22 protein-coding genes and 1 riboswitch are annotated in these 22,645 nt (G+C 73.6%); of the genes, 10 read left to right on the forward strand and 12 right to left on the reverse strand.

Annotated elements, in window-relative coordinates:
- Positions 1 to 21: 21 nt before the first annotated feature.
- Positions 22 to 351: a hypothetical protein gene (locus tag V6U82_RS00955; protein WP_128137248.1), complete on the reverse strand. Its 330-nt coding sequence runs from the start codon at positions 349 to 351 to the stop codon at positions 22 to 24.
- A gap of 132 nt (positions 352 to 483) precedes the next feature.
- On the opposite strand from V6U82_RS00955, the gene V6U82_RS00960 reads away from it, so the two are divergent.
- From V6U82_RS00960 to V6U82_RS00975, 4 genes are all read left to right on the forward strand, one after another.
- A complete protein-coding gene (locus V6U82_RS00960) occupies positions 484 to 1,215 on the forward strand; it encodes a histidine phosphatase family protein (protein ID WP_334458594.1) in 732 nt (243 codons plus the stop codon).
- The gene (locus V6U82_RS00965) at positions 1,199 to 2,062 is read left to right on the forward strand and encodes an NAD(P)H-hydrate dehydratase (protein WP_334458595.1); all 864 of its coding nucleotides are present in this window, start codon (positions 1,199 to 1,201) and stop codon (positions 2,060 to 2,062) included. The genes V6U82_RS00960 and V6U82_RS00965 overlap by 17 nt, the downstream gene beginning before the upstream one ends.
- 147 nt (positions 2,063 to 2,209) lie before the next feature.
- Positions 2,210 to 3,694 carry a S8 family peptidase gene (locus V6U82_RS00970; RefSeq protein WP_334458596.1) on the forward strand — a complete coding sequence of 495 codons (1,485 nt, stop codon included), beginning with the start codon at positions 2,210 to 2,212 and terminating at the stop codon, positions 3,692 to 3,694.
- A gap of 105 nt (positions 3,695 to 3,799) precedes the next feature.
- On the forward strand, positions 3,800 to 4,300 hold the full coding sequence (locus tag V6U82_RS00975; protein WP_334458597.1) for a hemerythrin domain-containing protein: 501 nt from the start codon (positions 3,800 to 3,802) through the stop codon (positions 4,298 to 4,300).
- Positions 4,301 to 4,364: 64 nt separating this feature from the next.
- Here V6U82_RS00975 and V6U82_RS00980 read toward each other — a convergent pair whose 3' ends face one another.
- On the reverse strand, positions 4,365 to 5,171 hold the full coding sequence (locus tag V6U82_RS00980; protein WP_334458598.1) for an SDR family NAD(P)-dependent oxidoreductase: 807 nt from the start codon (positions 5,169 to 5,171) through the stop codon (positions 4,365 to 4,367).
- Between the two features lie 105 nt (positions 5,172 to 5,276).
- Positions 5,277 to 5,366: riboswitch (ZMP/ZTP riboswitch) on the forward strand.
- A gap of 18 nt (positions 5,367 to 5,384) precedes the next feature.
- Here V6U82_RS00980 and V6U82_RS00985 point away from each other — a divergent pair.
- Positions 5,385 to 6,821: a glycine hydroxymethyltransferase gene (locus V6U82_RS00985; protein ID WP_013286616.1), complete on the forward strand. Its 1,437-nt coding sequence runs from the start codon at positions 5,385 to 5,387 to the stop codon at positions 6,819 to 6,821.
- A 58-nt stretch (positions 6,822 to 6,879) separates the two neighbouring features.
- Here the strand turns inward: V6U82_RS00985 and V6U82_RS00990 are convergent, their stop codons facing one another.
- From V6U82_RS00990 to V6U82_RS01015, 6 genes are all read right to left on the reverse strand, one after another.
- Positions 6,880 to 7,131 carry a hypothetical protein gene (locus V6U82_RS00990; RefSeq protein ID WP_091056082.1) on the reverse strand — a complete coding sequence of 84 codons (252 nt, stop codon included), beginning with the start codon at positions 7,129 to 7,131 and terminating at the stop codon, positions 6,880 to 6,882.
- Between the two features lie 27 nt (positions 7,132 to 7,158).
- Complete coding sequence (locus tag V6U82_RS00995) at positions 7,159 to 8,502, reverse strand: aminotransferase-like domain-containing protein (RefSeq protein ID WP_334458599.1); 1,344 nt, start codon at positions 8,500 to 8,502, stop codon at positions 7,159 to 7,161.
- Between the two features lies 1 nt (position 8,503).
- Entirely contained in the window at positions 8,504 to 9,607 is a 1,104-nt protein-coding gene (locus V6U82_RS01000) for an alpha-hydroxy acid oxidase (protein ID WP_334458600.1), read from the reverse strand.
- Positions 9,600 to 10,574 carry an alpha/beta hydrolase gene (locus tag V6U82_RS01005; protein WP_334458601.1) on the reverse strand — a complete coding sequence of 325 codons (975 nt, stop codon included), beginning with the start codon at positions 10,572 to 10,574 and terminating at the stop codon, positions 9,600 to 9,602. The genes V6U82_RS01000 and V6U82_RS01005 overlap by 8 nt, the downstream gene beginning before the upstream one ends.
- Positions 10,571 to 11,794, reverse strand: a complete 1,224-nt coding sequence (locus tag V6U82_RS01010) for a cytochrome P450 (RefSeq protein ID WP_334458602.1) — start codon at positions 11,792 to 11,794, stop codon at positions 10,571 to 10,573. The genes V6U82_RS01005 and V6U82_RS01010 overlap by 4 nt, the downstream gene beginning before the upstream one ends.
- Positions 11,795 to 11,860: 66 nt before the next feature.
- Positions 11,861 to 13,171: an SGNH/GDSL hydrolase family protein gene (locus tag V6U82_RS01015; protein WP_128138008.1), complete on the reverse strand. Its 1,311-nt coding sequence runs from the start codon at positions 13,169 to 13,171 to the stop codon at positions 11,861 to 11,863.
- A gap of 285 nt (positions 13,172 to 13,456) precedes the next feature.
- Between V6U82_RS01015 and V6U82_RS01020 the strand changes: the two genes are divergently transcribed.
- Genes V6U82_RS01020 through V6U82_RS01040 form a run of 5 tightly spaced genes read left to right on the forward strand, consistent with a single transcriptional unit; the run spans position 13,457 to position 18,016 of the window.
- A complete protein-coding gene (locus V6U82_RS01020; RefSeq protein WP_128138007.1) occupies positions 13,457 to 15,019 on the forward strand; it encodes a class I adenylate-forming enzyme family protein in 1,563 nt (520 codons plus the stop codon).
- Complete coding sequence (locus V6U82_RS01025; RefSeq protein WP_334458603.1) at positions 15,016 to 16,236, forward strand: MFS transporter; 1,221 nt, start codon at positions 15,016 to 15,018, stop codon at positions 16,234 to 16,236. Before V6U82_RS01020 ends, V6U82_RS01025 begins: the two co-directional genes overlap by 4 nt.
- 36 nt (positions 16,237 to 16,272) lie before the next feature.
- Complete coding sequence (locus V6U82_RS01030; protein ID WP_128138006.1) at positions 16,273 to 16,665, forward strand: MmcQ/YjbR family DNA-binding protein; 393 nt, start codon at positions 16,273 to 16,275, stop codon at positions 16,663 to 16,665.
- Positions 16,662 to 17,294 carry an HAD family hydrolase gene (locus tag V6U82_RS01035; protein WP_334458605.1) on the forward strand — a complete coding sequence of 211 codons (633 nt, stop codon included), beginning with the start codon at positions 16,662 to 16,664 and terminating at the stop codon, positions 17,292 to 17,294. Before V6U82_RS01030 ends, V6U82_RS01035 begins: the two co-directional genes overlap by 4 nt.
- A gap of 41 nt (positions 17,295 to 17,335) precedes the next feature.
- The gene (locus tag V6U82_RS01040) at positions 17,336 to 18,016 is read left to right on the forward strand and encodes an SGNH/GDSL hydrolase family protein (protein WP_334458606.1); all 681 of its coding nucleotides are present in this window, start codon (positions 17,336 to 17,338) and stop codon (positions 18,014 to 18,016) included.
- Between the two features lie 543 nt (positions 18,017 to 18,559).
- On the opposite strand, the gene V6U82_RS01045 is transcribed toward V6U82_RS01040, so the two are convergent.
- Genes V6U82_RS01045 through V6U82_RS01060 form a run of 4 tightly spaced genes read right to left on the reverse strand, consistent with a single transcriptional unit; the run spans position 18,560 to position 22,644 of the window.
- Complete coding sequence (locus tag V6U82_RS01045) at positions 18,560 to 19,909, reverse strand: hypothetical protein (RefSeq protein WP_334458607.1); 1,350 nt, start codon at positions 19,907 to 19,909, stop codon at positions 18,560 to 18,562.
- 3 nt (positions 19,910 to 19,912) lie between these two features.
- Positions 19,913 to 20,878 carry an alpha-ketoacid dehydrogenase subunit beta gene (locus V6U82_RS01050; RefSeq protein ID WP_334458608.1) on the reverse strand — a complete coding sequence of 322 codons (966 nt, stop codon included), beginning with the start codon at positions 20,876 to 20,878 and terminating at the stop codon, positions 19,913 to 19,915.
- Positions 20,879 to 21,850 carry a thiamine pyrophosphate-dependent dehydrogenase E1 component subunit alpha gene (locus V6U82_RS01055; RefSeq protein ID WP_334458609.1) on the reverse strand — a complete coding sequence of 324 codons (972 nt, stop codon included), beginning with the start codon at positions 21,848 to 21,850 and terminating at the stop codon, positions 20,879 to 20,881.
- A complete protein-coding gene (locus tag V6U82_RS01060) occupies positions 21,847 to 22,644 on the reverse strand; it encodes a DUF3050 domain-containing protein (protein ID WP_334458611.1) in 798 nt (265 codons plus the stop codon). The genes V6U82_RS01055 and V6U82_RS01060 overlap by 4 nt, the downstream gene beginning before the upstream one ends.
- Position 22,645 lies beyond the last annotated feature (1 nt).

The raw sequence follows: 22,645 nt of genomic DNA on the forward strand, positions 1-22,645 counted from the left end.
CCGGCGGCGGCGGGCGCGTGCTCAGGTGATCAGCAGCGCCCCGACGACGATCAGCGGCACCGAGACGAACAGGAAGATGCCGACGCCGGTGAGCACCCGCCCGCCGCCGCCGTCCTCCCGCTCGGGGGCCAGGCCGAACGTGGACCGGGCCGGCAGCATGCCGATGCGGCTCAGCGTCAGGTCACCGGTCATCCCGATCACGGCGCCGACGATCATGAACGCCACCCCCAGCCGGTGCGTGAAGTCGCCGCCGCCGACGGCCACCCAGAGGCCGACCGCCGCCGCGATCACCACCGCGGCGATCAGGAAGAGCACCAGCGCCTCCCGCAGCCCCCGCACCACCGTCGACATGTGCGCCTCCCTCGGACCCGGGGTCGTCCCGAGCCGTGGGACATTCTGCCGCGTCGATGCAAGGCCCCGCAGCCCCGTGCGTCGCCGGTCCGGCACGGTTATCCCCGGTCGAGCCCGGGTACCGGGAGCCGCATGGCGGAGTTGGCATCGCTCTGGATCGTCCGGCACGGCGAGAGCACGGCGAACGTCGCGGCCACGGCGGCCGAGACGTCCGGTGCCGAGCTGATCGACCTCACCCACCGGGACGCGGACGTGCCGCTGTCGCGGACCGGCGAGGAGCAGGCGCGGGCGACCGGCCGCTGGCTGGCCGGGTTGCCGGACCGGCGACGGCCGGACGTCGCGGTGGTGTCGCCGTACCTGCGGGCGGTCCGGACCGCCGAGCTGGCGCTCGACGGCACCGGGATCCCGGCGAGCGTCGACGAGCGGCTGCGCGACCGGGAACTGGGCATCCTCGACGGGCTCACCGGCCACGGCGTGACCCGGCGCTACCCGGAGGAGGCGCAGCGGCGTACCCGGCTCGGCAAGTTCTACTACCGGCCGCCCGGCGGCGAGTCCTGGACCGACGTGGCGCTGCGGCTGCGAGCGCTGCTGGGCGACCTGCGCCGCGACCACGACGGGGGCCGGGTGCTGCTGTTCGGCCACGACGCGCTGGTCTTCCTGCTGCGCTATCTGGTGGAAGGGCTCACCGAGGCGGAGCTGATGGCGCTGACCCGCGAGCACGTGATCGCCAACTGCTCGGTCACCGCCTGGCACGCCGACGACGCCGGCCGGCTCGTGCCGGAGGTGTTCAACGACGTCGCCCACCTGCACCGGCAGGGGGCGAAGCCCACCAGGGAGGACGAGGTCAATGCCGAGCCGGTCTGACGTGATCACCCCCGCGCTGCTGCGGGACTGGGCGCTGCCGGTGCCCACCGGCGGCAAGGAGGCGCGCGGCACCGTGCTGGTGGTCGGCGGCTCCCGGTTCACCCCCGGCGCGGTGCTGCTGGCCGGGGTGGCCGCGCTGCGGGCCGGTGCCGGCGTGCTCCAGCTCGCCGCAGCCGAGTCGACTGCGGCGTCGCTGAGCATCCAGGTGCCGGAGGCGCTCGTGATCGGCCTGCCGGAGACCGGCGACGGCGCGGTCCGCGGAGACCCGGGCGACCTGCTCCGCGGCCTGGTCGCCGAGGCCGACGTGGTGGCGGTCGGACCCGGCCTCACGGACATCGAGGCCACCGGGGAACTGCTGCGCCTGGTCCTGGACGCGGCCGGCCGGGAGACCGCGCTGGTGCTCGACGCGTACGCGCTCGGCGCGCTCAGCCACGCGCCGGAGCTGCTGGCCGGGGCCGGCCGCAAGGCGGTGCTCACTCCCAACCTGACCGAGGCGCGGCACCTGCTGGGACGCGATCCGGGCGACGACCTGGACGCCGAAGCGGTGGAACTGGCCGGCCGGTACGACGCGGTCGTCTCGCTGTACGGGCACATCGCGACGCCGGACGGCCGGGCCTGGCGCGAGGAGAGCGGAGACGCCGGACTGGGCACCTCGGGCAGCGGCGACGTGCGGGCCGGGCTGCTCGCAGGCCTGCTCTCCCGGGGCGCCGGCCCGGCGCAGGCGGCCTGCTGGGCGGCGTTCGCGCACGCGGTGAGCGGGCAGCGACTGGTCCCCCGGTACGGGCGGATCGGCTTCCTCGCCCGGGAACTGCTGGGCGAGATCCCCTACACGATCGCCACCGTCTGACGATCGACTCCACGGGCGCGCGGGACGTGTAACACCCGGGGGTGCGGCGGCGCTGGTCCGGGCGAGGCCGGTACTTCGCCGTGCCTCCGCCCGGACCGCAGCCCGTTCAGGGGTGCGGTCCACCCGCACGAACCCCTGGGAGTCTGTGTGAACAATCTCCGTCGCAAGACACTCGCCGCGGCGTCCGCGGTGACGCTCGGCGCCGGGCTCGCCCTCACCGGCGGCACGGCGCCGGTCGCGGCCGCCGGACCGGAGACCTCGTATCTGGTGCTCGCCCCGCAGGGCAACGGCACCGCCAAGGCCGCCGCCCGCGTGGCGGCCGCCGACGGCACCGTGGTGGCGGCGTACGACAAGATCGGCGTGCTGGTCGTGCGCTCGTCCGCCCCGGACTTCGTCACCCGGGTGGCGGGCGCCGGCGTCGAGTCGGTCGCCTCCACCGCCGGCCTGGGCACCGCCCTGGACGAGGGCGAGACGGTCGAGGTGCCGGCCGCCGCCGTCGCCGCGGCCACCGGCGACCCGACCGCCGAGCCGCTCTACAACCTCCAGTGGGACATGGACCAGATCCGCGTCCCGCAGGCGCACGCGGTGACCGGCGGCAGCCCGTCGGTCGTGGTGGGCGTGCTGGACAGCGGCATCTCCAGCAGCCACCCGGACCTGGCGACCCAGATCGCCAGGGACAAGAGCGCCTCCTGCGTGGGCGGCGTCCCGAACACCGCCGAGGCCGCGTGGAACCCCACCACCAGCGACCACGGCACCCACGTGGCCGGCACCATCGCCGCCGCCGTCAACGGCGCCGGGGTCACCGGTGTCGCCCCGGGCGTGAAGGTCGCCGCCGTCAAGGTCGTCAACGACGACGGCTACATCTTCCCGGAGGCCGCGGTCTGTGGGTTCATGTGGGCCGCCGAGCACGGCTTCCAGCTCACCAACAACAGCTACTACATCGACCCGTGGGAACTGAACTGCCGCAACGACGCGCGTCAGCGCCCGGTGTGGAAGGCCGTGCAGCGTGCCCTGCGCTACTCGCAGTCCCAGGGCGTGCTGCACGTCGCGTCGGCCGGCAACTCGAACTACGACCTGGCCCACAAGATCACCGACACCGGCAGCCCGAACAACGGCACGCCGGAGGAGCGCGAGAACCTCACCAACGCCTGCCTCGACCTGCCGGCCGAGGCGCCGGGCGTGGTGACCGTCGCCGCCGTCGGCCCGACCGGTGAGAAGAGCTACTACTCCTCGTACGGCCAGGGCGTGATCGACGTGACCGCGCCGGGTGGCGACACCCGGTTCCGGACCCAGGGCGCCCGCTCGACGTCCGCCGACGGCATCCTGTCCACCACCTTCAACACCGCCACCCGCACCAACGGGTGGGGCTACAAGCAGGGCACCTCGATGTCCAGCCCGCACGCCACCGGCGTCGCGGCGCTGGCGCTGTCCGCGCACCCGGGCATGAACCCGGGCCAGCTGGCCTCGTTCCTGGAGCGCACGGCGGTGGCGAAGTCCTGCCCGTCGGGCGTCTACAACCCGGTGCCGCTGATCCCGGCGGGCCCGGACGCGTACGACGCGACCTGCTCCGGCGGGAACCGCAACGGGTTCTACGGCGCCGGCGTCGTGGACGCGTACAACGCGGTGAAGTGACCCGACCCGCGTGGACCGGGCCCGGCGAGCACGCCGGGCCCGGTCTGTTTGTCCTGGTCGGGCGCCGGGTAGGGGGGCACCGTCAGCCGACTTAGGAGGTAACCGGTGTCCACCGACGCGATCGTCCTGCTCAAGGAGGACCACAAGGAGATCCGCCGCCTGTTCAAGGCCTTCCAGGAGGCCGAGGAGGGGCCGGCGAGCAAGCGCGGGAAGATCGTCGAACAGATCCTCGAAGCTCTGACGGTGCACACCTACCTGGAGAACGAGGTGATGTACCCGGAGGTCCGCAAGCTGGTGCCCGACGTCGAGGACGACATCCTGGAGTCGTACGAGGAGCACCACGTCGCGGACGTGCTCTGCTTCGAGCTGGTCACCATGGACGCCGACGACGAGCGCTTCAACGCCAAGACGACGGTGCTGATCGAGAACGTGCTGCACCACGTCGAGGAGGAGGAGCAGGAGTGGTTCCCGAAGGTGCGCGAGGCGCTCGGCCGTAACCAGCTCCAGGAGATCGGCCAGCGGATGCTCGACCTGCGGCCGACGGCGCCGAAGACGCCGACCGCCCCGAAGGCGCTGAAGAAGTCGCTGGACGCCGTGGTCGCCTGACACCGGCACCGCGACGCGAGCGGGACCGCCCCTTCCCCGGGGGCGGTCCCGCTCGCGTCGGTGCTCAGTCGCCCGAGCCGGGCTCGGCCATCTTCCGGTGCTGCTCGGCCTTCAGCCGGTCCGGGACGATCTTGCCGGCGGCCACCTGGATCTTGTTGACCAGCGAGCCGGCGGCGACCTTGTGCTCCCCCTTCATCAGCGCCTCGAACGCGTCCTCGGCCACCTTGCGGGGGTCGTCCTTGCGCCCCTGGCCGACCCGGGTGTCCGCCATGTCGGCCCGGTCGAAGAACTCGGTGTCGGTCGGGCCGGGCATCAGCGAGGTCACCGTGACGCCGCTGTCCTTCAGCTCGTTGCGCACCCCCTCGGCGAAGGACTGCACGAACGACTTCGAGGCGTTGTAGACCGCCTGGTACGCCCCGGGCATGGTGGCGGCGATGGACGAGGTGAACAGCACCCGCCCGGCGCCCCGGCGGACCATGTCCGGCAGCAGCAGCTTGGCCAGGTGCACCGTCGAGCGGACGTTCAGGTCGATCACGGTGAGCTCGTCGGCCAGGTCGGTGCCGCCGACGAAGTCCCCGCCCGCGCCCCGGCCGGCGTTGAGCGCCAGCGCGTCGACCGGGCGGCCGAGGCCGGTCACCTCCCCGGCCAGCCGCCGTACGCCCTCGGGCGTGGCCAGGTCCACCTGGACCGGGTACACCTCCGGGCCGCCGTCGCGGCGCAGGTCGCCGGCCGCGCGCTCGATCGCCGCGTCCTCCGCGGCGACCACCACGTCGTACCCGTGCTCGGCGAACTGGACCGCCAGCTCGTACCCGATGCCGCTGGACGCGCCGGTCACCACGGCGAGCGGCCGTCCGGTGCTCGGTGTGGTCATGGTCGTGCCTCCTCTCCCCCGGGCCGGGTCGGGGCCGGCCTCCCCCACGGTGTGCCCCGGGACGGGCGGCCCAACCCCGCAGGTCCCGGCCGGGCCGGTAGGATCGGCACGGGCCGTGACTGGCGCGTGGAGATGGAGCACCATCGGGGAGCGGCCTCGTCATGAGGACGCATGCCGAGCGCCTGGGCCTTCCGCACGTCACCTGGAGGTCGCATGTCGCGCAACGCCGAGTCCACCGCCTTCCGCAGCGCGTTGGAGGTCGTCCGCGGCGTCGAGCCGCGCGTGGCCGACGCCATCGCCGCGGAACTGGCCGACCAGCGCGAGTCGCTCAAGCTCATCGCCAGCGAGAACTACGCCTCCCCCGCGACGCTGCTGGCCATGGGCAACTGGTTCAGCGACAAGTACGCCGAGGGCACCGTCGGGCGCCGGTTCTACGCCGGCTGCCAGAACGTCGACACCGTCGAGGCGCTCGCCGCCGAGCACGCCCGGGAACTGTTCGGCGCGTCCCACGCGTACGTGCAGCCGCACTCGGGCATCGACGCCAACCTGGTCGCGTTCTGGGCGATCCTGGCCGACCGGGTGGAGTCGCCCGCGCTGAGGAAGGCGCAGGCCCGGCAGGTCAACGACCTCACCGAGGCCGACTGGTTCGCGCTGCGCCGCGAGCTGGGCAACCAGCGGATGCTCGGCATGTCGCTGGACGCCGGCGGGCACCTCACCCACGGCTTCCGGCCGAACATCTCCGGCAAGATGTTCGACCAGCGCAGCTACGGCACCGACCCGGCCACCGGCCTGATCGACTACGACCGGGTGGCCGAGGCGGCCCGCGAGTTCAAGCCGCTGATCCTGGTCGCCGGTTACTCCGCGTACCCGCGGAAGGTCAACTTCCGGATCATGCGGGAGATCGCCGACTCGGTCGGCGCCACCTTCATGGTCGACATGGCCCACTTCGCCGGGCTGGTCGCCGGCAAGGTCTTCACCGGCGACTTCGACCCGGTGCCGCACGCGCACATCGTCACCACCACCACGCACAAGTCGCTGCGCGGCCCGCGCGGCGGCATGGTGCTCTGCGGCCCGGAGCTGGCCGACCAGGTCGACCGGGGCTGCCCGATGGTGCTCGGCGGGCCGCTGCCGCACGTGATGGCCGCCAAGGCGGTCGCGCTGGCCGAGGCACGCCGCCCCGACTTCGCCGACTACGCCCAGCGGATCGTGGACAACGCGCAGGCGCTCGCCGACGGGCTGCTGCGCCGGGGCGCCACGCTGGTCACCGGTGGCACCGACAACCATCTGGTGCTCATCGACGTGTCCGGGTACGGCCTGACCGGCCGGCAGGCCGAGCAGGCCCTGCTGGACTCGGGTATCGTCACCAACCGCAACTCGGTGCCGCAGGACCCGAACGGGGCCTGGTACACCTCGGGCATCCGCATCGGCACCCCGGCGCTGACCACCCGTGGGCTCGGCGCCGCCGAGATGGACGCCACCGCCGAGCTGATCCACACCGTGCTCAGCCAGACCACGCCGGGCACCGGCCCGGACGGCGCGCCGTCGAAGGCGAAGTACGTGCTGGACCCGGCCGTCGCCGAGTCCGTCGGCAAGCAGGCCGCCGACCTGCTCACGCCGTTCCCGCTCTACCCCGCCGTGGACCTGGGCTGACAGTCGTGACGGCGGCGCCCCGGGAGATCGTTCTCCCGGGGCGCCGGCGGTTGCGGAGTCAGCGCAGCGGGCGCTTCAGGTGGTAGCGGTGGACCTCGGTACTGCCCTGCACGTTGTTCACGTCCTCGGCGGCGGAGACCAGCTCCCACCCCTCCCGGCCGACCCGGTTGAGGTGCGCGACGGCGGTGTCGCCGTACGCGGTCACGTCGGTGCGTGACCCGTCCGGGCCGTACCACACGAACGAGACGTGGAAATTGCGACCCTGTCCCTGATACCGACGAACGAGCAACGCGTACTCCCAGGCAACCATTCGTCCATTATCAACAGAGGCACGGCGTCAGGAAACACGCACTGTGGCGGAACCCTGACACTCCGGCGTCAGGCCGCCCGGCATGGTGTCCGTGACCAGCGCGGCGAGCCGGTCCAGGCCCAGATCGATCGACTCCGGTGTGACAGCGCTCACCGACAACCGCAGCGCGTTCACCGGTGTGCCCGCGTCGTAGAAGTGCGCCATCGGGGTCCAGAGCACGCCGTACTCGCGCGCCGAGCGGTGCAGCAGCGCGTCGTCGACGGCGAACGGCACGCTCACCACCACGAAGAACCCGCCCGCCGGGACGGTCCAGGTCACCGGCCCGCCGGCCGGGAAGCGCCGGGCCAGGCCGTCTACCAGGTGGCGCAGGTTGCGGGCGTACGCGGCCCGCTCCCTGGTGTTCGCGGCCACCAGCGAGCAGTCGTGCGCGAGCAGCGCGCCGCCGATCACCGCCTGGCTGATCGGGGACGTGTTCACGGTGACCATGCTCTTGATCTTCGCGAGGTGGTCGGCGAACGGGACCACAGCGCCGTCGGCCTCCCCCACCCGCTGGTCGGCGACCACGTAGCCGACCCGGGCGCCGGGCAGCACGGTCTTGGCGAACGAGCCGAGGTAGACCACCCGGCGGGCGGTGTCCAGCGCCTTGAGCGTGGGCCGCCGCGCGGTGCCGTCGGCCGGGAACAGGCCGTACGGGTTGTCCTCGATCAGCAGCAGGTCCTCCTCGGCGGCCAGCTCCAGCAGCCGCCGCCGCTGCGCGGTGTCCATGCTGACACCGGACGGGTTGGCGAAGTCGGGCATCACGTAGCAGCCCCGGGGCCGCAGCCCCTCCGCACGGGCCCGGCGCAGCCCGGCGCGCAGGTCGTCCAGGTCGACGCCGTCGGGCCCGCCGGCCACCGGGCGTACCGGCAGGTCGACCAGGCGGGCCGCGCCGGTGAGCCCGACGTACGTGGGCGCCACCGCGAACAGCACGTCGGCCGGGCCGGCCCGCAGCGCGCGCAGCACCAGGAACATCGCCTCCTGACAGCCGACCGTCACCACTATCGACTCCGGGTCGACGGTGAGCCCCTCGTCCACGGCGAGGTGACGGGCGATCAGGTGATGCACGACGCCCTTGGTGCGGCCGTACTGCAACAGCGTCCGGTCCACACCGGCCCGGTCCAGCCCGGCGTCCTCGGCGAGGTGGCGGCGGAAGCGGTCCAGGTGCGTGTGCAGCAGCGCGGAGTCGAAGAACTCCTCGTACGGCCGCCCGGCCGCCAGCGACACCGCGTCCGGGTAGTGCTGCGCCACCTCGTTGAGGAAGTTCATCGAGTTCAGCGCCGGGTCGCCGACGCTGCCGTGCAGCGCCGTGACGGCCAGGTCGACGGGCTCCACGTCAGCCTCCGATCCGGGTACGCAGCCGCCGGGCCGAGGCCGGGTCGGGGCAGCCGGTGAGGATGAGGGCGTCGCGCAGCTCGGCCGCGAGCAGCGCCAGCGCCGCCTCGGCGCCGGCCCGGCCACCGGCCGCGAGCGCCCAGAGCAGCGGCCGGCCCAGCAGCACGCCGTCCGCGCCGAGCGCCAGCGCGCGCAGCACGTCGACGCCGCTGCGGATGCCGCTGTCCAGCAGCACCGCGCACCGCCCGTCCACCGCGCCGACCACCTCGGGCAGCATGCTCGCGCTGGCCGGGGCGGCGTCGAGCTGCCGTCCGCCGTGGTTGGAGACCACCACGGCGTCGACGCCGGCGTCCGCGGCGCGGACCGCGTCGCGCGGGTCCAGGATGCCCTTGACCAGCAACGGCACCCGGGTACGCTCCCGCAGCCAGTCCAGGTCCGCCCAGCTCAGCGCGGGGGCGAACACCGCGCCGGTGTGCACCGCCACCGCCGAGACGCCCGGGGTGCCCTGGTGCGCCACGTCGTCCCGGCCGCCGGGCAGGTTCGCGGCGGTGACGTGCGGCGGCAGCGCGAAGCCGTTGCGGGCGTCGCGCAGGCGCCGGCCGAGCACCGGCACGTCCACAGTCACCATCACCGCCGCGCAGCCGGCCACCTCCGCCCGGTCGAGCAGGTCGGCCACCAGGGGCCGGTCGCGCAGCCAGTAGAGCTGGAACCACACCGTCGCGCCGGTCGCCGCGATCTCCTCGATCGGGGTGCTGGACAGCGTGCTGGCCACGTACGGCACGCCCGCCGCGCGGGCCGCCGCCGCGAGCGCCGGCTCGCCGTCGGGGTGCAGCAGCCGCTGGTACGCCATCGGCGCGACGGCCACCGGCAACGCGGCCCGGCCGCCGGGCAGCGTCGCCTCGGTGGACGGGTCGTCCACCCCGGCCAGCATCCGGGGCAGCACCGCCACCCGGTCCAGTGCGGCCCGGTTCGCGGCGAGGGCGGTCTCGGTGCCGCTGCCGCCGTCGACGAAGTCCCACACGTCGGCGGGCAGCACGGCCCGGGCCGGCGCGGCGAACTCGGCCAGGCTCGCCGGCGGCACGAACCCGCCGGCGGCGTCACCCATGATCGGCACCCGTCGCCGCCTCGGCGTGCGCCGGGTCGAGACCGAACTGACGGCGCAGGAAGGCGGCGGCCCGCTCCTGGGCCTCCCGGCCCGCGTCGAACACGCCGGGCATGGCGAAGAACCCGTGCACCATCCCCGGGTAGTGGGCCGTCTCGGTGGGCACGCCCGCCTCGCGCAGCCGGGACGCGTACCGCTCGCCCTCGGCGCACAGCGGGTCGTACCCGGCCGTGACCACGAGCGCCGGGGGCAGGCCGGAAAGATCCTCGGCGAGCAACGGCGACGCGAGCGGATGGGCGGCGTCGCCGGGGTCGGCCAGGTAGTGGCCGCGGTACCACCCGACCGAGTGCCTGTTGAACAGCATCGGGTCCTCGTCGTCGCCGGGCCGGTGCCCGGGCCGCTGGTCGGTGTTCGGGTAGACCAGCAACTGGGCGGCGAGCCGGGGACCGCCGTCGGCGCGGGCCAGCAGCGTCACCGCGGCAGCCAGGTTCCCGCCCGCGCTGTCCCCGCCCACCGCCAGCCGGTCCGGGTCGGCGCGGAACTCGGCGGCGTGCGCGGCGAGATGCCGCAGCGCGGCGTAGCAGTCCTCCACCGCCGCCGGGAACGGGTGCTCCGGCGCGAGCCGGTAGCCGACGGTCACGGTCTGGGCGCCGGTGAGGTTGGCCAGCCGGCGGCAGATCCCGTCGGCCGTGTCGACGCTGCCGAGCGTCCAGCCGCCACCGAAGAAGTAGACGAGCGTGGGCAGCGGTCCGTCGCCGTCCGGCCGGTGGATCCGCACCGGCAGCGGCCCGGCCGGGCCGGGCACCGTCGTGTCGCGTACCTCGGCGACCGGCTCGACCGCGCCGGAGCCGGCGCGGATCGCGGCGAGGTCGGCGGCGCGGGCCTGGGCGAGGGTCTGGGTGTAGAGCGGCACGGTGCCGGCGGCGGCGCGCGCGGCCCGCCACGCGACCACCTGCGGATCGAGTGTCATCCGGCCTCCCCGGTGGTGACGAAGAGTTTGTCGATACCGCGCAGGAACAGGCTCCCGCTGTACGTGTAGGGCTGGGTGACGGCGAGCCGGGGGAAGCGCGCGAACAGGCGCGGCAACGCCAGGCGGCCCTCCAGCCGGGACACCGCCGAGCCGAGGCAGAAGTGCAGCCCGACGCCGAAGGCCAGCGACGGTGGCCCGGCGCGGCGCGGGTCGAAGCGGTCCGGCTCGGGGAACCGGGCCGGGTCGCGGTTGGCGGCGGCGATCAGCAGCAGCACGTTGTCGTCGCGGTCGATCGGGACGCCGCCCAGGTTCACGCCGGCCGGCGCGGCGCGGGCCAGGAAGTGCACCGGGCTCTCCATCCGCAGCACCTCCTCCACGCAGCCGCGGGCCAGCGCGTCGTCGCCCGGCAGCGCGGCGGTCACGTCCGGGTGGTCCAGCAGCAGCGGCAGGCCGTTGCTGAACATGTAGACGGTGGTGACGAAGCTGGCGTTGAACAGCACGATCAGGTTGCTGATCAACTCTTCCTCGGTGAGGTCGACGCCGCCCGCGTCGAGCACCTCGACCAGCCCGCTGATCAGGTCGTGGCCGGGGGCGCGGCGCCGGTGGGCGATCAGGTCCCGGTAGTAGACGCGCAACTCCTCGGCGGCCTGGTTGGCCCGGGCCAGCCGCTCCGGCGTCTTGCCGGAGACGTCCATGTACTCGTCGATCCAGTCGACGCGCTGCCGGTACCAGGACAGGTCGGCCGCGGGCAGGCCGATGAACTCGGCCATCACCAGCGCCGGGACCGGGTACGCGAAGTCGGCCACGAAGTCCACCTCGGTACCGTCCGCGCCCGCCTCGGCCATGTGGTCCAGGCGTTCGGCGACGATCCGCTCGATCACCGGCTCCAGCGCGCCGAGGCGGCGCGGGGTGAACGTCCTGGCGAACACCGCCCGCATCCGGGTGTGGTCGGGCGGGTTGACGAACATCATCGAGGTGAGGAACGTGCGCAGGATCTCCTGCTCCTCCCAGCCGGGCGGGAAGCCCTTGTACCAGCCGGGATCGCGCAGGACCTGGTCCACCACGTCGTACCCGCCGGCCACCGCGCTCACGGTGCTGTGCTCGGCCCGGGCCGGGACGGCGTTGATCGGCCCGTGCTCGTGCAGGGCCGCGTAGAAGGGATAGGGGTTCTGCCGGCCCTGCTCGCTGTAGAGCCCGGTCAGGATCTCGCTGATGTCCACTGTGTCTTCCTCCCCAGGAAACGGCGGCGGGGGCGGCGTCGTGTCGACCGCCGCCCCCGCCCGGTGTCACAGTCCGAGCAGCTTCAGTGGCACGGCGTTCGCCATCGCCGCAGCGCCCGCGTCGTTCGGGTGGATGTGGTCACCGGAGTCGTACGCCGGCAGCAGCCGGCTCGGCTGGGCCGGATCGCGCATCACCGCGTCGAAGTCGACGACGCCGTCGAACTCGGCCCGGCCCGGCCCGCGCAGCCAGGTGTTGACGGCCTGCCGGGTGGCGTCCTTCTCCGGGGTCCACACGCCCGGCCCGCCGTTGCCCTCGTACGGCATGAGCGTGCCGGCGATGCTGGTCAGGCCGCGCGCCTGGACCTGCCGGTTGAGCTGGCGCAGCGAGGCGATGATCGCCTCCGGGCTGTCGCCGTTCATCCAGATGTCGTTGATGCCCAGGTGGGTGATGACGGTACGCACCCCGGTCTGCGGAAACACGTCCTCGTTGAGCCGGGCCAGCGCGTTCGGGCCCAGCTCGTGGTAGCCGGGGAACCCGCCCGCCCCGGGCTCGGTGCCCTCGTGGTTGAGCCGGTTGCCGGCCAGGCTGAGGTTGAGCACACCCGGGGTACGCGGCTCCGGGCGGGCGTCGATCAGCCGCTCGGCCAGCAGGTCCGGCCAGCGGCGGTCGGCGTTGACGGTGCTGCCGTTGCCGTCGCCGATGGAGTCGCCGAGCACCACCACCGAACCGGGCGTGACCTTGCGTTCCACGTCGATGCCGGACAGGAACATCCAGCAGCAGTTGGGCCGGATGGTGAAGCCCGCGCCGTCGGCCGCCGAGGTGAGATCGGTGGCGCCGATGAAGTTGGTGACCCGGGACTGGCCGTGGAACGTCACCGGCCCGGTGAGCACCGGGAAGTACAGGGTGACCACCAGGTCCTCCTGCTCGGCCACCGGGAAGGCGACCGGGTCGCTGAGCAGCTCGGCGCCCTTGTTGATGGTCGCCGAGCCGGCGCCGGAGAACGTCAGCTGGCGGACGCTCGCCGGGACGATGTCGGACAGGTCGTCGGGGGTGGCGGTGTTCGGCCGGGCGATCGTGGCGCGGCCGACCTGGACGGCCTGCTGGCCGTACAGGTTGGTCAGCCGCACCCGCAGGCGCGGCCCGCCGACCGAGGTCTGCACCGTCATCCGGATGCTCTGGTTGTTCAGGCCGGTCTCGGTCAGGCCCACGTTGTTCCCGCGGGTCACCGCCGCGGCCCAGGTTCCGGCCCACTCGGCGCGCCCGTGCCCGGCGCGGTCGTTCCCGGTCGGGCCGGCGCTCGCGGTGACCGCCGGGGTGGCGGCGATCAGCAGCGTTACGGCGGAAGCTATGACGTGCCATCTCTTCGGGGTCGGCATCGATCCTCCATGGTCGGCAGCCCCGGGCGTGACGCGGTCGGCGGCACCGGCCCGGGCGATGGACCGGAAACTAGCTTCCGGCCGTGACGAGCGTCAATCAACCTGATCGACATGATCAAATGCCCGGGGGGCGTGACGCAGCGACGATCGGCTCTGTCCGCCGTGGACCGCGGCTGCCTACGCTCGGGACTGGCGGCGGTGCGGTCGCCGACCCTGGCACCTGCCGTCTTGTCCCGGCCCTGACCTGGCCGGACGCCGCTCGCGGACCATGATGGGGGCTGCCCGATGACCGACCGGCCGAACTACGTGCACGAGGCGCTGGAGCTGTTCGCCGGGTTCGGCGACCGGGAGGCGCTCGTCGGCGGCGGACGCCGCCTCACCTACCCCCGGGTCGCGGCCGAGGTGCGCGGCCTGGCCGCCGCGTTGCGCCACCACGGGGTACGCCCCGGCGCGGCGGTGCTGGTGATGCTCGGCAACACGATCGACGGCCCGCTGCTGCAACTGGCCCTGCACCTGCTCGGCTGCCGGAGCATGTGGGTCGCCCCGGTGACGTCCCGGCGGGAGGTCGACGAGTTCGTCGCGCTGTCCGCGCCGGAGGCGTTCGTGTACGACCCGCGTGACGCGCAGGCGGTGGAGGTCGCGGCGGGCCTGTCCGGCGTACCGGTGCTCTGCCTCGGTCCCGGCGGCGCCGGACCGGACCTGACCGCCGAAGCCGCCGGGCCGGCCGTGGAACTGCCCGCCGAGGTGCCCGCGCCCGAGTCGTTCCTGCAGACCAGCGGCACCACCGGCACGCCGAAGCTGGTGCACCACCGGGAGAGCTTCTACCGGCAGGTGCTCACGCTCGCCGCCGACTTCCGGGGCGCCGGGTTCCCGCTGCTGCGGCACCTGTCGCACTCCCCGATGTGGCTGGCCAGCGGCCAGATCACCACGTTGTTCAACCTGTTCACCGGCGGCGTGCTGTTCCTGCGCGAGCAGTGGGATCCGGCCGCGTTCATCGCCACCGTGGACGCCGAGCGGCTGACCTCCACGTTCGTCACCCCGCCGATGCTCTACGAGGTGCTCGACCACCCCGACCTGCCGGGCGCCGACTTCTCCGCGATGTTCATGTTCAACGTGGGCGCCGGGCCCGCCGCGCCGGCCCGGCTGCGCCAGGCCATCGCCCGTTTCGGCCCGTGCCTGCGCATCGTGTACGGGCTCAGCGAGGCGGTCGTCATCTGCGCGCTGCCCGGCCTCACCGAGGACCCGGAGCACCCGGAGCGGCTGCGCTCCTGCGGCCGCCCGTACGGGGACGTCTCGGTCCAGATCCGCGACGCCGACGGGCGGGTGCTGCCGGCCGGCGAGGACGGCGAGGTGTGGGTACGCACCAGGCTGAGCTTCGCCGGCTACCACGGTCAGCCGGAGCTGACCGCCGAGACGCTCGTCGACGGCTGGGTCCGCACCCGCGACATCGGGCACCTCGACGCCGACGGCTTCCTCTACCTGGTCGACCGGTTACAGGACCGGATCCTCACCCGGCAGCGCAGCTGGCCGATCTACTCCCGCCCGATCGAGGACGTGCTCGCCGGCCACCCCGAGGTGCGTGCCGCCGCCGTGATCGGCGTACCGGACCCGGTGGCCGGGGAGCTGCCGCACGCGTACGTGGTGCCCGCGCCGGACGCGTCGGTGACCGGCGAGGAGCTGATCGCGCTCGTGGTCCGGGAACTGAGCGAGACCTGGGCGCCGGGCGCTGTGGAGTTCGTCGACGCGCTGCCGCTGAACCGGTCCGCGAAGGTGGACAAGCGCGCGTTGCGGGCCCGGTACGCCGCCGCTCACCCGGCCGGCGCCGACCCGATCGGCAGTCCGGCGTGAACCCCCGCCGGGAGTTGTACACCCTGGTCGGCGCCGACCTGCTGTCCAACCTCGGCACCCGGATCTCGGTCGTCGCCATCCCCTGGCTCGTGCTGGAGACCACCGGCAGCCCCACCAAGATGGGGCTCGTCGCGGCGGCGGAGACGCTTCCGTACATGCTCTCCAGCGCGCTGGCGACCCCCTGGGCGGACCGGTTCGGGGTACGCCGTACCTCGGTGTTCGTGGACGCGGCGAGCGCCGTCGCGATGGCCGTGGTGGCGCTGGCGCCCTGGCTCGGCTTCGGCACCCTGCTGGTGCTGGTGGCGGTCGCCGGCGGGCTGCGCGGCATCGGCGACCGGGTCAAGCACGTGCTGTTCAAGCCGGCGGCCGAGCGGGCCGGGGTGCCGCTGATCCGGCTCACCAGCGCCTACGACGGCCTGGCCCGCGGCATGACGCTGTTCGGCGCGGTGCTCGGCGGGCTGCTCATCGACTGGGTCGGGCTGACCCGGGCCATCTGGATCGACGCGGCCACGTTCGCGGTCTGCGCGCTGCTGATCGGCGTGCTGGTCCGGCCGCCCGCACCGGCGCAACCGGCGCCCCGGGAGCCGTACCTGCGGGCGCTGCGCGGCGGTTTCGCGTACCTGCGCACCGACCGCACGCTGATGACCATGCTGATCGTGGTCTCGGTCTCGAACATGTTCGCCAACGCCAGCGTCGCGGTCTGGATCCCGCTGTGGGTCAACGAGGTGCTCGGCGACCCGGCCGGGTTCGGTCTGCTGCTGGGCGTCTTCTCGGCCGGCGCGCTGCTGGGCAACCTGCTGTTCACAGTGGTCGGCACCCGGCTTCCGGCCGGGACGACGTTCGCGCTGGGGCTGACGCTCAGCGGCGCGCCCCGGCTGCTCGCGCTGGCGCTCAGCGACGACCTGGTCGTGGTGCTCGTCGTGACGTTCCTGTCCGGCATCGGCATCGCGGCGGTGAACCCGCTGCTCGGCGCCGCGCTCTACCAGCGGGTGCCGGGCGAGTTGCAGACCCGGGTGCTGGGCATCTCCGGATCGGTGGCGTTCCTCGGCCTGCCCGTCGGGGCGCTGCTCGGCGGCTGGTCGGTGGCGCTGCTCGACCTGACCCCGGCGCTGCTGGTGATGTCGGTGGTCTGCCTGGTGCTGACCGTCGGGCCGCTGCTGCTGGCCCGCGCGTCCCGGCGCCCGGCGACGGAACCGGCCACGCCCACGCCGGTCTGAGCCGTCGTGTCGGGGGGCGGCGGTAGGGTCTGGGCCATGGCGACCTGGGACGACGTGCGGCGCATCGCGCTGGCGCTGCCGGAGACCACCGAGCGACCCACGTACGACCAGGCGCCCGCCTGGCGCGTCCGCGACAAGTCGTTCGTCTGGGAACGGCCGCTGCGGCGCGGCGAACTCGACGCGCTCGGCGACGCCGCGCCGGACGGCCCGATCCTCGGCGTCCGGGTGCCCGACCTGGGCGCCAAGGAGGCGCTGATCGCCGACGACCCGGCTGTCTACTTCACCACGCCGCACTTCGACGGCTACCCGGCGGTGCTGGTGCGGCTCGACCGGATCGCTGTGGACGAGCTGACCGAGCTGATCACCGAGGCGTGGTACGCGCGCGCCCCGAAGCGGCTCGCCACGGCACACCGGGCGGAGAACGCGTGACCGGCCCGGTGGACGCGATCGTGTTCGACATGGACGGCACGCTCGTCGAGTCGCACGCGGTGGTGCCCGCGGCGTACCGGGCGGCGGTGCGCGCCGGAGGCGGGCCGTCGTACACCGACGCCGAGGTCATCGCCGGCTACTCGATCGGCTCCCCGATGGACCTGCTGACGCACCTGCTGCGGCGGCCCGCCTCCGGCGATGACCTGGACCGCTACCACGCCGAGCTGGATGCGCTCGCCGGGCGGGTACGCGTCTACCCCGGCGTCGCGGACACCCTCGCCGAGATCGCCGCCCGGGTGCCGATGGGCGTGTTCACCGGCGCGAGCCACCGGGCCGCCGAGATCCTGCTCGACCGGGCCGGCCTGCTCGGTCACTTCGAGGTCGTCCTCGGCGGCGACCAGGTCGACCGCCCCAAACCGGCGCCCGACGGCGTGGAGGCGGCCTGCCGCCGGCTCGGCGTGCCGCCCGGCCGCGCCGCGTACGTGGGTGACTCGCCACTGGACGTCCGCGCCGCCCGGCACAGCGGCGCGGTGGCGGTGGCCGCCGCGTGGGGCCACCAGTACGACCCCGACGAGCCGGCCGACCTCAGTCTGACCCGGCCCGGGGAGCTGCTGGCGCTGCTGTCCTGAGCCTCTTTCCCCGCGCGGGACGCTCGGCTAGCCTGCCGGGCATGCCATCGACGTTGACCGAGGCGACGGACCCGTGGTGCCTGCGTCCCGGGGAGGCCGCCGAGCTGCTGCGCGGGCACCCGTGGCGGCGGTTCGTGGTGCTGGGCGACAGCGTCGCGGAAGGGCTGTGCGAACCGGCCGACGGCTACCCCGACCTGCAGTGGGCCGACCGGATCGCGGCCGAGCTGCGCGCGGTACGGCCGGAACTGGCCTACCTGAACCTGGGCCGGCGCGGACTGCGCGCGCACGAGGTCCGGGCCACCCAGCTGACCGACGCGCTGGCCTTCGAACCCGACCTCGCCCTGGTGGTGTGCGGCGGCAACGACGCGTTCCGGTCCGCCTACGACCCGGACGCGGTCGACGCCGAAATGACCGCCATGATCACCGCGCTGCGAGAGGCGGGGGCGGACGTGATCACTGTGGGCATGTTCGACGTGTCGCACAGCCCGGCGGTACCGGACGCGCTACGCGCCGGCCTGGGCGAGCGGATGCGCCGGCTGTCCCGGCACACGAGGACCGTGGCCGAACGGCTGGGCACACTGCACGTCCACCTGACCGACCACCCGCTGGTGGCCGACCCGTCGCTGTACAGCAGCGACGGCCGCCACGGCAGCGCACGCAGCGACGCCATAGCCACCGCCGAAACCCTGAAGGTCCTCGCCACCCACCTCCCCCACCCCTGACCCGCCCTCCCCCCGGCTCCGCGCCCGCCCCGCCCCGCCGAGCCCCGTCCCGTCCCGCCCCGCCCCGTCCCGTCCCGCCGATCATGAAGTTGACCGCACTCTGCGTCCGTTTTGTCGCCGCTAACTCCATGATCAGCGGGATCAGAGGGCCGAGGGCCGACCTGCGGGCCGGATCCACGTTGTTGACCAAGGAGTTTGGGTCGCTGACGCGACCTCGTGAGGACACAAACTCCTTGATCAACGCGCCGGGGCGGACCGGAGAGGCGGAAGACGAGACGGAGAGGCCGGACGGGCGGCCGACCCCGGCCCGGCCCAACCCGATCCGCCGATCATGAAGTTGGCGGCGCCGAGCGTCCGATTTGTTCCCGTCAACTTCATGATCAGCGGGGCCAGGGGGCGAGGGTCAAGCGCCGACCCCGGATCCACGTTGTTGACCAAGGAGTTTCGGTCGGTGACGCGCCCTCGTGAGGACACAAACTCCTTGATCAACGCTGGGAGGGAGGGGGAACCGGGGGGAACGGGGGTGGACGGGGACGGGGCGGGTCAGTCGGTTAGGAGGATGCCGGTCAGGAGGACGCCTCTCGCCAGGTTGAGGACCTCGTCGCAGTCCGGGTACCCGACCCGGGCCAGCGCACCGGATTCGGTGCGGTCGAACAGATACGGGGCGAGGCTGTACGGGACGTCGGCGGTGACCGTCTCGCCGGTCTCGATCTGCACGAAGTCCATCGCCACCCGGTCCGCCTCGTGGTAGCGCTGCAGGATGTTGCCGCCCTCGGCGATCGCCGCGCGTACCCCGTCCGCCCACGCCACCGCTGTCATCTCCCGGCCGATGAGCACACCGTGCCCGGCCGAGCCGCCGGCCGGCTTGGCGACCAGGTCGGCCTGTTCGGCGAGCGCCCGGTCGAGCTGGTCGGCGGTGAGCGCCACGGTGTGCGGCACGTACCGGCGGATCAGCGTCCGGTCGTCCTCCGGCAGCAGGTCCAGGTCGTCCCAGAGCCAGGCGTAGTTCAGCTTGTTGCTGAGCAGCCAGGCGGCGCTGCTGACGAACATCGGCAGCGTGCCGGCGGCGAGCGCCCCGGCGACCGCTTCCAGCCCGGGGCTGGGGGTGACCCGGTTGGGCACGAACAGCCGGAACAGGGCGTCGACCGGGGCGCCGCCGACGACCAGCCGGTTCTGCGCGTCCAGACCGGCGGAGGCGACCGGGGCGATGACCAGGTCGATGCCGAACGGGCGGGCCTGGTCGATCAGCGGGGACAGGATCCGGATGAACGTCTCCGGATCGTCCAGTCCCGGGTAGTCGGCGTCGAAGTCCATCAGCAGCGCCACCCGGGCGCCGTCGGGCAGGCCGAGCGTGTCCCGGATGGCCACGAACCGCTGGTCCAGCAGTGAGGGCGCGGGCCGCGACCCGTCGAGCAGGTCGTGCGCGCGGTACAGCTCGGCGTACCGCTGGATCACCGTGTCGGCGTCGAAGCCGCCGCCGAGGCTGCTGTCGATGTTGTACTCCACGATGCACGGCACGCCGCCGGAGAACAGCACGTCCGGCCGGTACGCGGCGAGCAGCCCCTCGTGCAGTTCCTCGTCCGGGTCGAGCAGCCGGGTCTCCCCGTCCGGCACGTCGAGCAGCAGGCGCAGCTCGCCGGCGGTGCGGGCACGACGCCGGCACGCCTCCAGGATGAGCTGGGCGATGCGGTCGCAGACCTCGTTCAGCTCGCGGAACGCGTCGGCGGTGAACACCGGCGGGCGGGCCAGCCGCCACTGCTTGTTGTACGTGGCCCGGCCGTGGAAGATCTTCTCCCAGGCCGCGGCACCGGTGGTCACCATCGCGGTACGGGTGGACTCGGGCAGGTCGGTCCACGCCTGGCCGAGCGGCGGCCACGTGTAGTTCGGGTCCATCGTTCATCCGTCCTTGAGGGTCAGCTGGATGGCGGCGGTGAGCTGGTCGCGGCCGGGTTGCACGGCCCGGTCCAGGGCGGGTGCGAAGGGCAGCACCGCGCCGTCGGGGCGGGTCACGCGCCGGGGCGGCGCGGCCAGCCGGACCCGCTCGACCACAGTGGCGATGATCTCCCCGGCGATGCCGCAGGAGCGGTTGCCGTCGTCGACGACCACCAGCCGCCCGGTGCGGCTCACCGACTCGACGAGGCCGTCCCAGTCGAACGGGTAGAGCGTGCGGGGGTCGAAGACCTCCACCGACGCCTGGCCGGCGAGTTCGTCCGCGACGGCGAGCGCGTCGTGCACCAGGTGCCCGACCGCCACCACCGTCACGTCGGCGCCGGGACGGCGGACGACCCCGCGGCCCAGCGGCACCGGCGCCAGGTCGGTGACGTCGGCGCGCAGGTCCAGGGCGCCGGCCGGGGCGAAGACCACCACCGGGTCGTCGCAGCGGATCGCGGAGACCAGCAGCCCGTACGCGTCGGCGGGCGTGGCCGGTACGACAGTGGTCACCCCGACGTGGGCGAACAACGCGTACGGGTGGTCGGAGTGCTGCCCGGCCCAGCCGGTGCGGGAGCCGGAGCCGGGCACCACGTAGGTGACCGGCACCGCGCACTGGCCGCCGGTCATCAGCGGGAACTTGTGGGCGTGGTTGACGATCTGCTCGAAGACCAGGAACAGCAGCGACGGGATCTGGAACTCCACCACCGGGCGGGCACCGGCCAGCGCCGCGCCGGTGGCGAAGCTGGTGAACGCCTGCTCGGACAGCGGGGTGTCGCGGACCCGTTCCGGGCCGAACTTCTTCAGCAGGCCGGTGGTGACGTTCGCGGCGGCCACCCGGATGTCCTCGCCGAGCACCACGACCGACTCGTCGCGGGTCATCTCGTCGGCCAGCGCCCGGGTGAGCGCCCTGCGGTAGGAGAGCCGGGGCATTCAGCCACCTCCGGTCCGGGCGGTGAGCCCGCTGGCGTACAGGTGGTCCAGGGCGGTCGCCGGGTCCGGGTGCGGCCCGGCGAGCGCGTACTCGACGGCGGCGTCCAGTTCCGCCTCGACGGCGGCGTCCACCTCGGCCCGCACCGCCGGGTCCAGCCGCGCTCCGGCGATGTCGACCGGATCGCGGGACCGGCCCTCGGCCACCTCCTCCGGCGGCCGGTAGTCGAGGCGTACCTGATGTTCGAAGGTGTGGTGGGCGTCGAAGCGGTAGGTGCGGGCCTCGACCAGCTCGGGTCCGCCGCCGGCGCGCATCCGCGCGACGGCGGCGGCGGTGACCTCGCGTACCGCCTCGGGGTCCTGCCCGTCGACGACGGCCGCCGGCATGCCGAAGGCGGCGGCCCGCCCGGCGATGGTGCCGGCGACCGCGCCGTCGACCGGCATGGTGGTGGCGTAGCCGTTGTTCTCGCAGACGAACAGCACCGGCACCCGCCAGAGCGCGGCCAGGTTGAACGCCTCCAGGAGCATGCCCTCGTTGACCGCGCCGTCGCCGAAGAAGGTGGCGCCGACGATGTCGGCGCCGCGCCGCCGGCGCTCCCACACCGCTCCGGTGAGGATCGCGCCGGCGGCTCCGACGATGGCGTTGGCGCCGAGGACGCCGACGCCGAAGTCGGCGGCGTGCATCGACCCGCCCCGGCCCCGGTTGAGCCCGGTGACCCGGCCGCACAGTTCGGCCAGCATCCGGGCCGGGTCGGCGCCCTTCGCGAGCACGTGCCCGTGCCCGCGGTGGGTGCCGGTGACCAGGTCCTCGGCGGAAAGGGCCGCGCAGACCCCGGCGGCGATCCCCTCCTGACCGAGGTACGGGTGGATGCCGCCGACGATCTCCCCGGCGCGGACCAGCTCGATCGCGCGCTCCTCGAAGCGGCGGATCAGCCGGACCGTCCGGTAGAGCCGGAGCGGGTCGGAGCCGGTCACGCCGGACGGCCCTCCTTGACGGCGGCGAGGATGTCGTCCCAGAGGCGGGCGCGGGCGGCCAGCGCGGCGTTCACCGTGTCGGCGCACTCCTGCCACTTGGTGTCGTCGTCGCCGCACAGGTCGGCCAGCATCTGCATGGCCATCGGGGTGTGCTGCTCGCCGTCGACCTCGATGTGCCGCTCCAGGTAGTCGACGAAACTGTTCAGCCGGTTGCTGCGCTCGTTGACGGCGACGACCTGGGTGAACATCTCCGGGATGAGGTCCTCGCGGCCGAACGCGAACGCCGCGGCCTGGCAGTGCACCGGGGTGGTCTCGATGATCCGCCAGGTGGTGCCGGCGAACGCGGCCGACGCCGCGGGGACGCCGGCGGCGCCGAGCGCCTCGGTGACCGGGGTGCCGTCGCGCAGCAGGTCGACGAGCTTGTTCACGGCGGTGGTGTCGGCGCCGGCCTCGGTCATGCCCTGCACGTACAGCTCGAAGTGGCTGATGTAGCCGTCGCCCAGCTCGTCGCTCTCCTCGACCATGACGATGTCGTTGATCAGGCGGCGGCTGCCGGTCGGTCCGGTCGGGATCCACGGCACCGTGACGCAGGTGAGCTGCCGCTGCAACGACTTCAGCAGCGACATGAAGTCCCAGACGGCGAAGACGTGGTGCTCCATGAACGTGACGAGCGCGTCGTGGGTGTCCAGGTTGGCGTAGAGGGGGTGCTTGACCACCACGTCGCGGCGCTCGGTCACCGCCCGCTCCAGCCGCTCGATGCCCGGGTGCGTCTTACCCCAGTCGTACCGTGACATT

It is taken from the genome of Micromonospora sp. CPCC 205554 (genome assembly GCF_036902745.1).
Lineage (GTDB): Bacteria > Actinomycetota > Actinomycetes > Mycobacteriales > Micromonosporaceae > Micromonospora > Micromonospora tulbaghiae.

Bases quoted from the DNA above. Each gene is read 5' to 3' on its own strand.
- V6U82_RS01060 (WP_334458611.1), bottom strand. From the start codon at position 22,644: ATGTCACGGTACGACTGGGGTAAGACGCACCCGGGCATCGAGCGGCTG.
- V6U82_RS01015 (WP_128138008.1), bottom strand. From the start codon at position 13,171: ATGCCGACCCCGAAGAGATGGCACGTCATAGCTTCCGCCGTAACGCTG.
- V6U82_RS01050 (WP_334458608.1), bottom strand. From the start codon at position 20,878: ATGCCCCGGCTCTCCTACCGCAGGGCGCTCACCCGGGCGCTGGCCGAC.
- V6U82_RS01005 (WP_334458601.1), bottom strand. From the start codon at position 10,574: ATGACACTCGATCCGCAGGTGGTCGCGTGGCGGGCCGCGCGCGCCGCC.
- V6U82_RS01030 (WP_128138006.1), top strand. From the start codon at position 16,273: ATGGCGACCTGGGACGACGTGCGGCGCATCGCGCTGGCGCTGCCGGAG.
- V6U82_RS00990 (WP_091056082.1), bottom strand. From the start codon at position 7,131: ATGGTTGCCTGGGAGTACGCGTTGCTCGTTCGTCGGTATCAGGGACAG.
- V6U82_RS01040 (WP_334458606.1), top strand. From the start codon at position 17,336: ATGCCATCGACGTTGACCGAGGCGACGGACCCGTGGTGCCTGCGTCCC.
- V6U82_RS01020 (WP_128138007.1), top strand. From the start codon at position 13,457: ATGACCGACCGGCCGAACTACGTGCACGAGGCGCTGGAGCTGTTCGCC.
- V6U82_RS01000 (WP_334458600.1), bottom strand. From the start codon at position 9,607: ATGGGTGACGCCGCCGGCGGGTTCGTGCCGCCGGCGAGCCTGGCCGAG.
- V6U82_RS00955 (WP_128137248.1), bottom strand. From the start codon at position 351: ATGTCGACGGTGGTGCGGGGGCTGCGGGAGGCGCTGGTGCTCTTCCTG.
- V6U82_RS01045 (WP_334458607.1), bottom strand. From the start codon at position 19,909: ATGGACCCGAACTACACGTGGCCGCCGCTCGGCCAGGCGTGGACCGAC.
- V6U82_RS00980 (WP_334458598.1), bottom strand. From the start codon at position 5,171: ATGACCACACCGAGCACCGGACGGCCGCTCGCCGTGGTGACCGGCGCG.
- V6U82_RS00965 (WP_334458595.1), top strand. From the start codon at position 1,199: ATGCCGAGCCGGTCTGACGTGATCACCCCCGCGCTGCTGCGGGACTGG.
- V6U82_RS00985 (WP_013286616.1), top strand. From the start codon at position 5,385: ATGTCGCGCAACGCCGAGTCCACCGCCTTCCGCAGCGCGTTGGAGGTC.
- V6U82_RS00960 (WP_334458594.1), top strand. From the start codon at position 484: ATGGCGGAGTTGGCATCGCTCTGGATCGTCCGGCACGGCGAGAGCACG.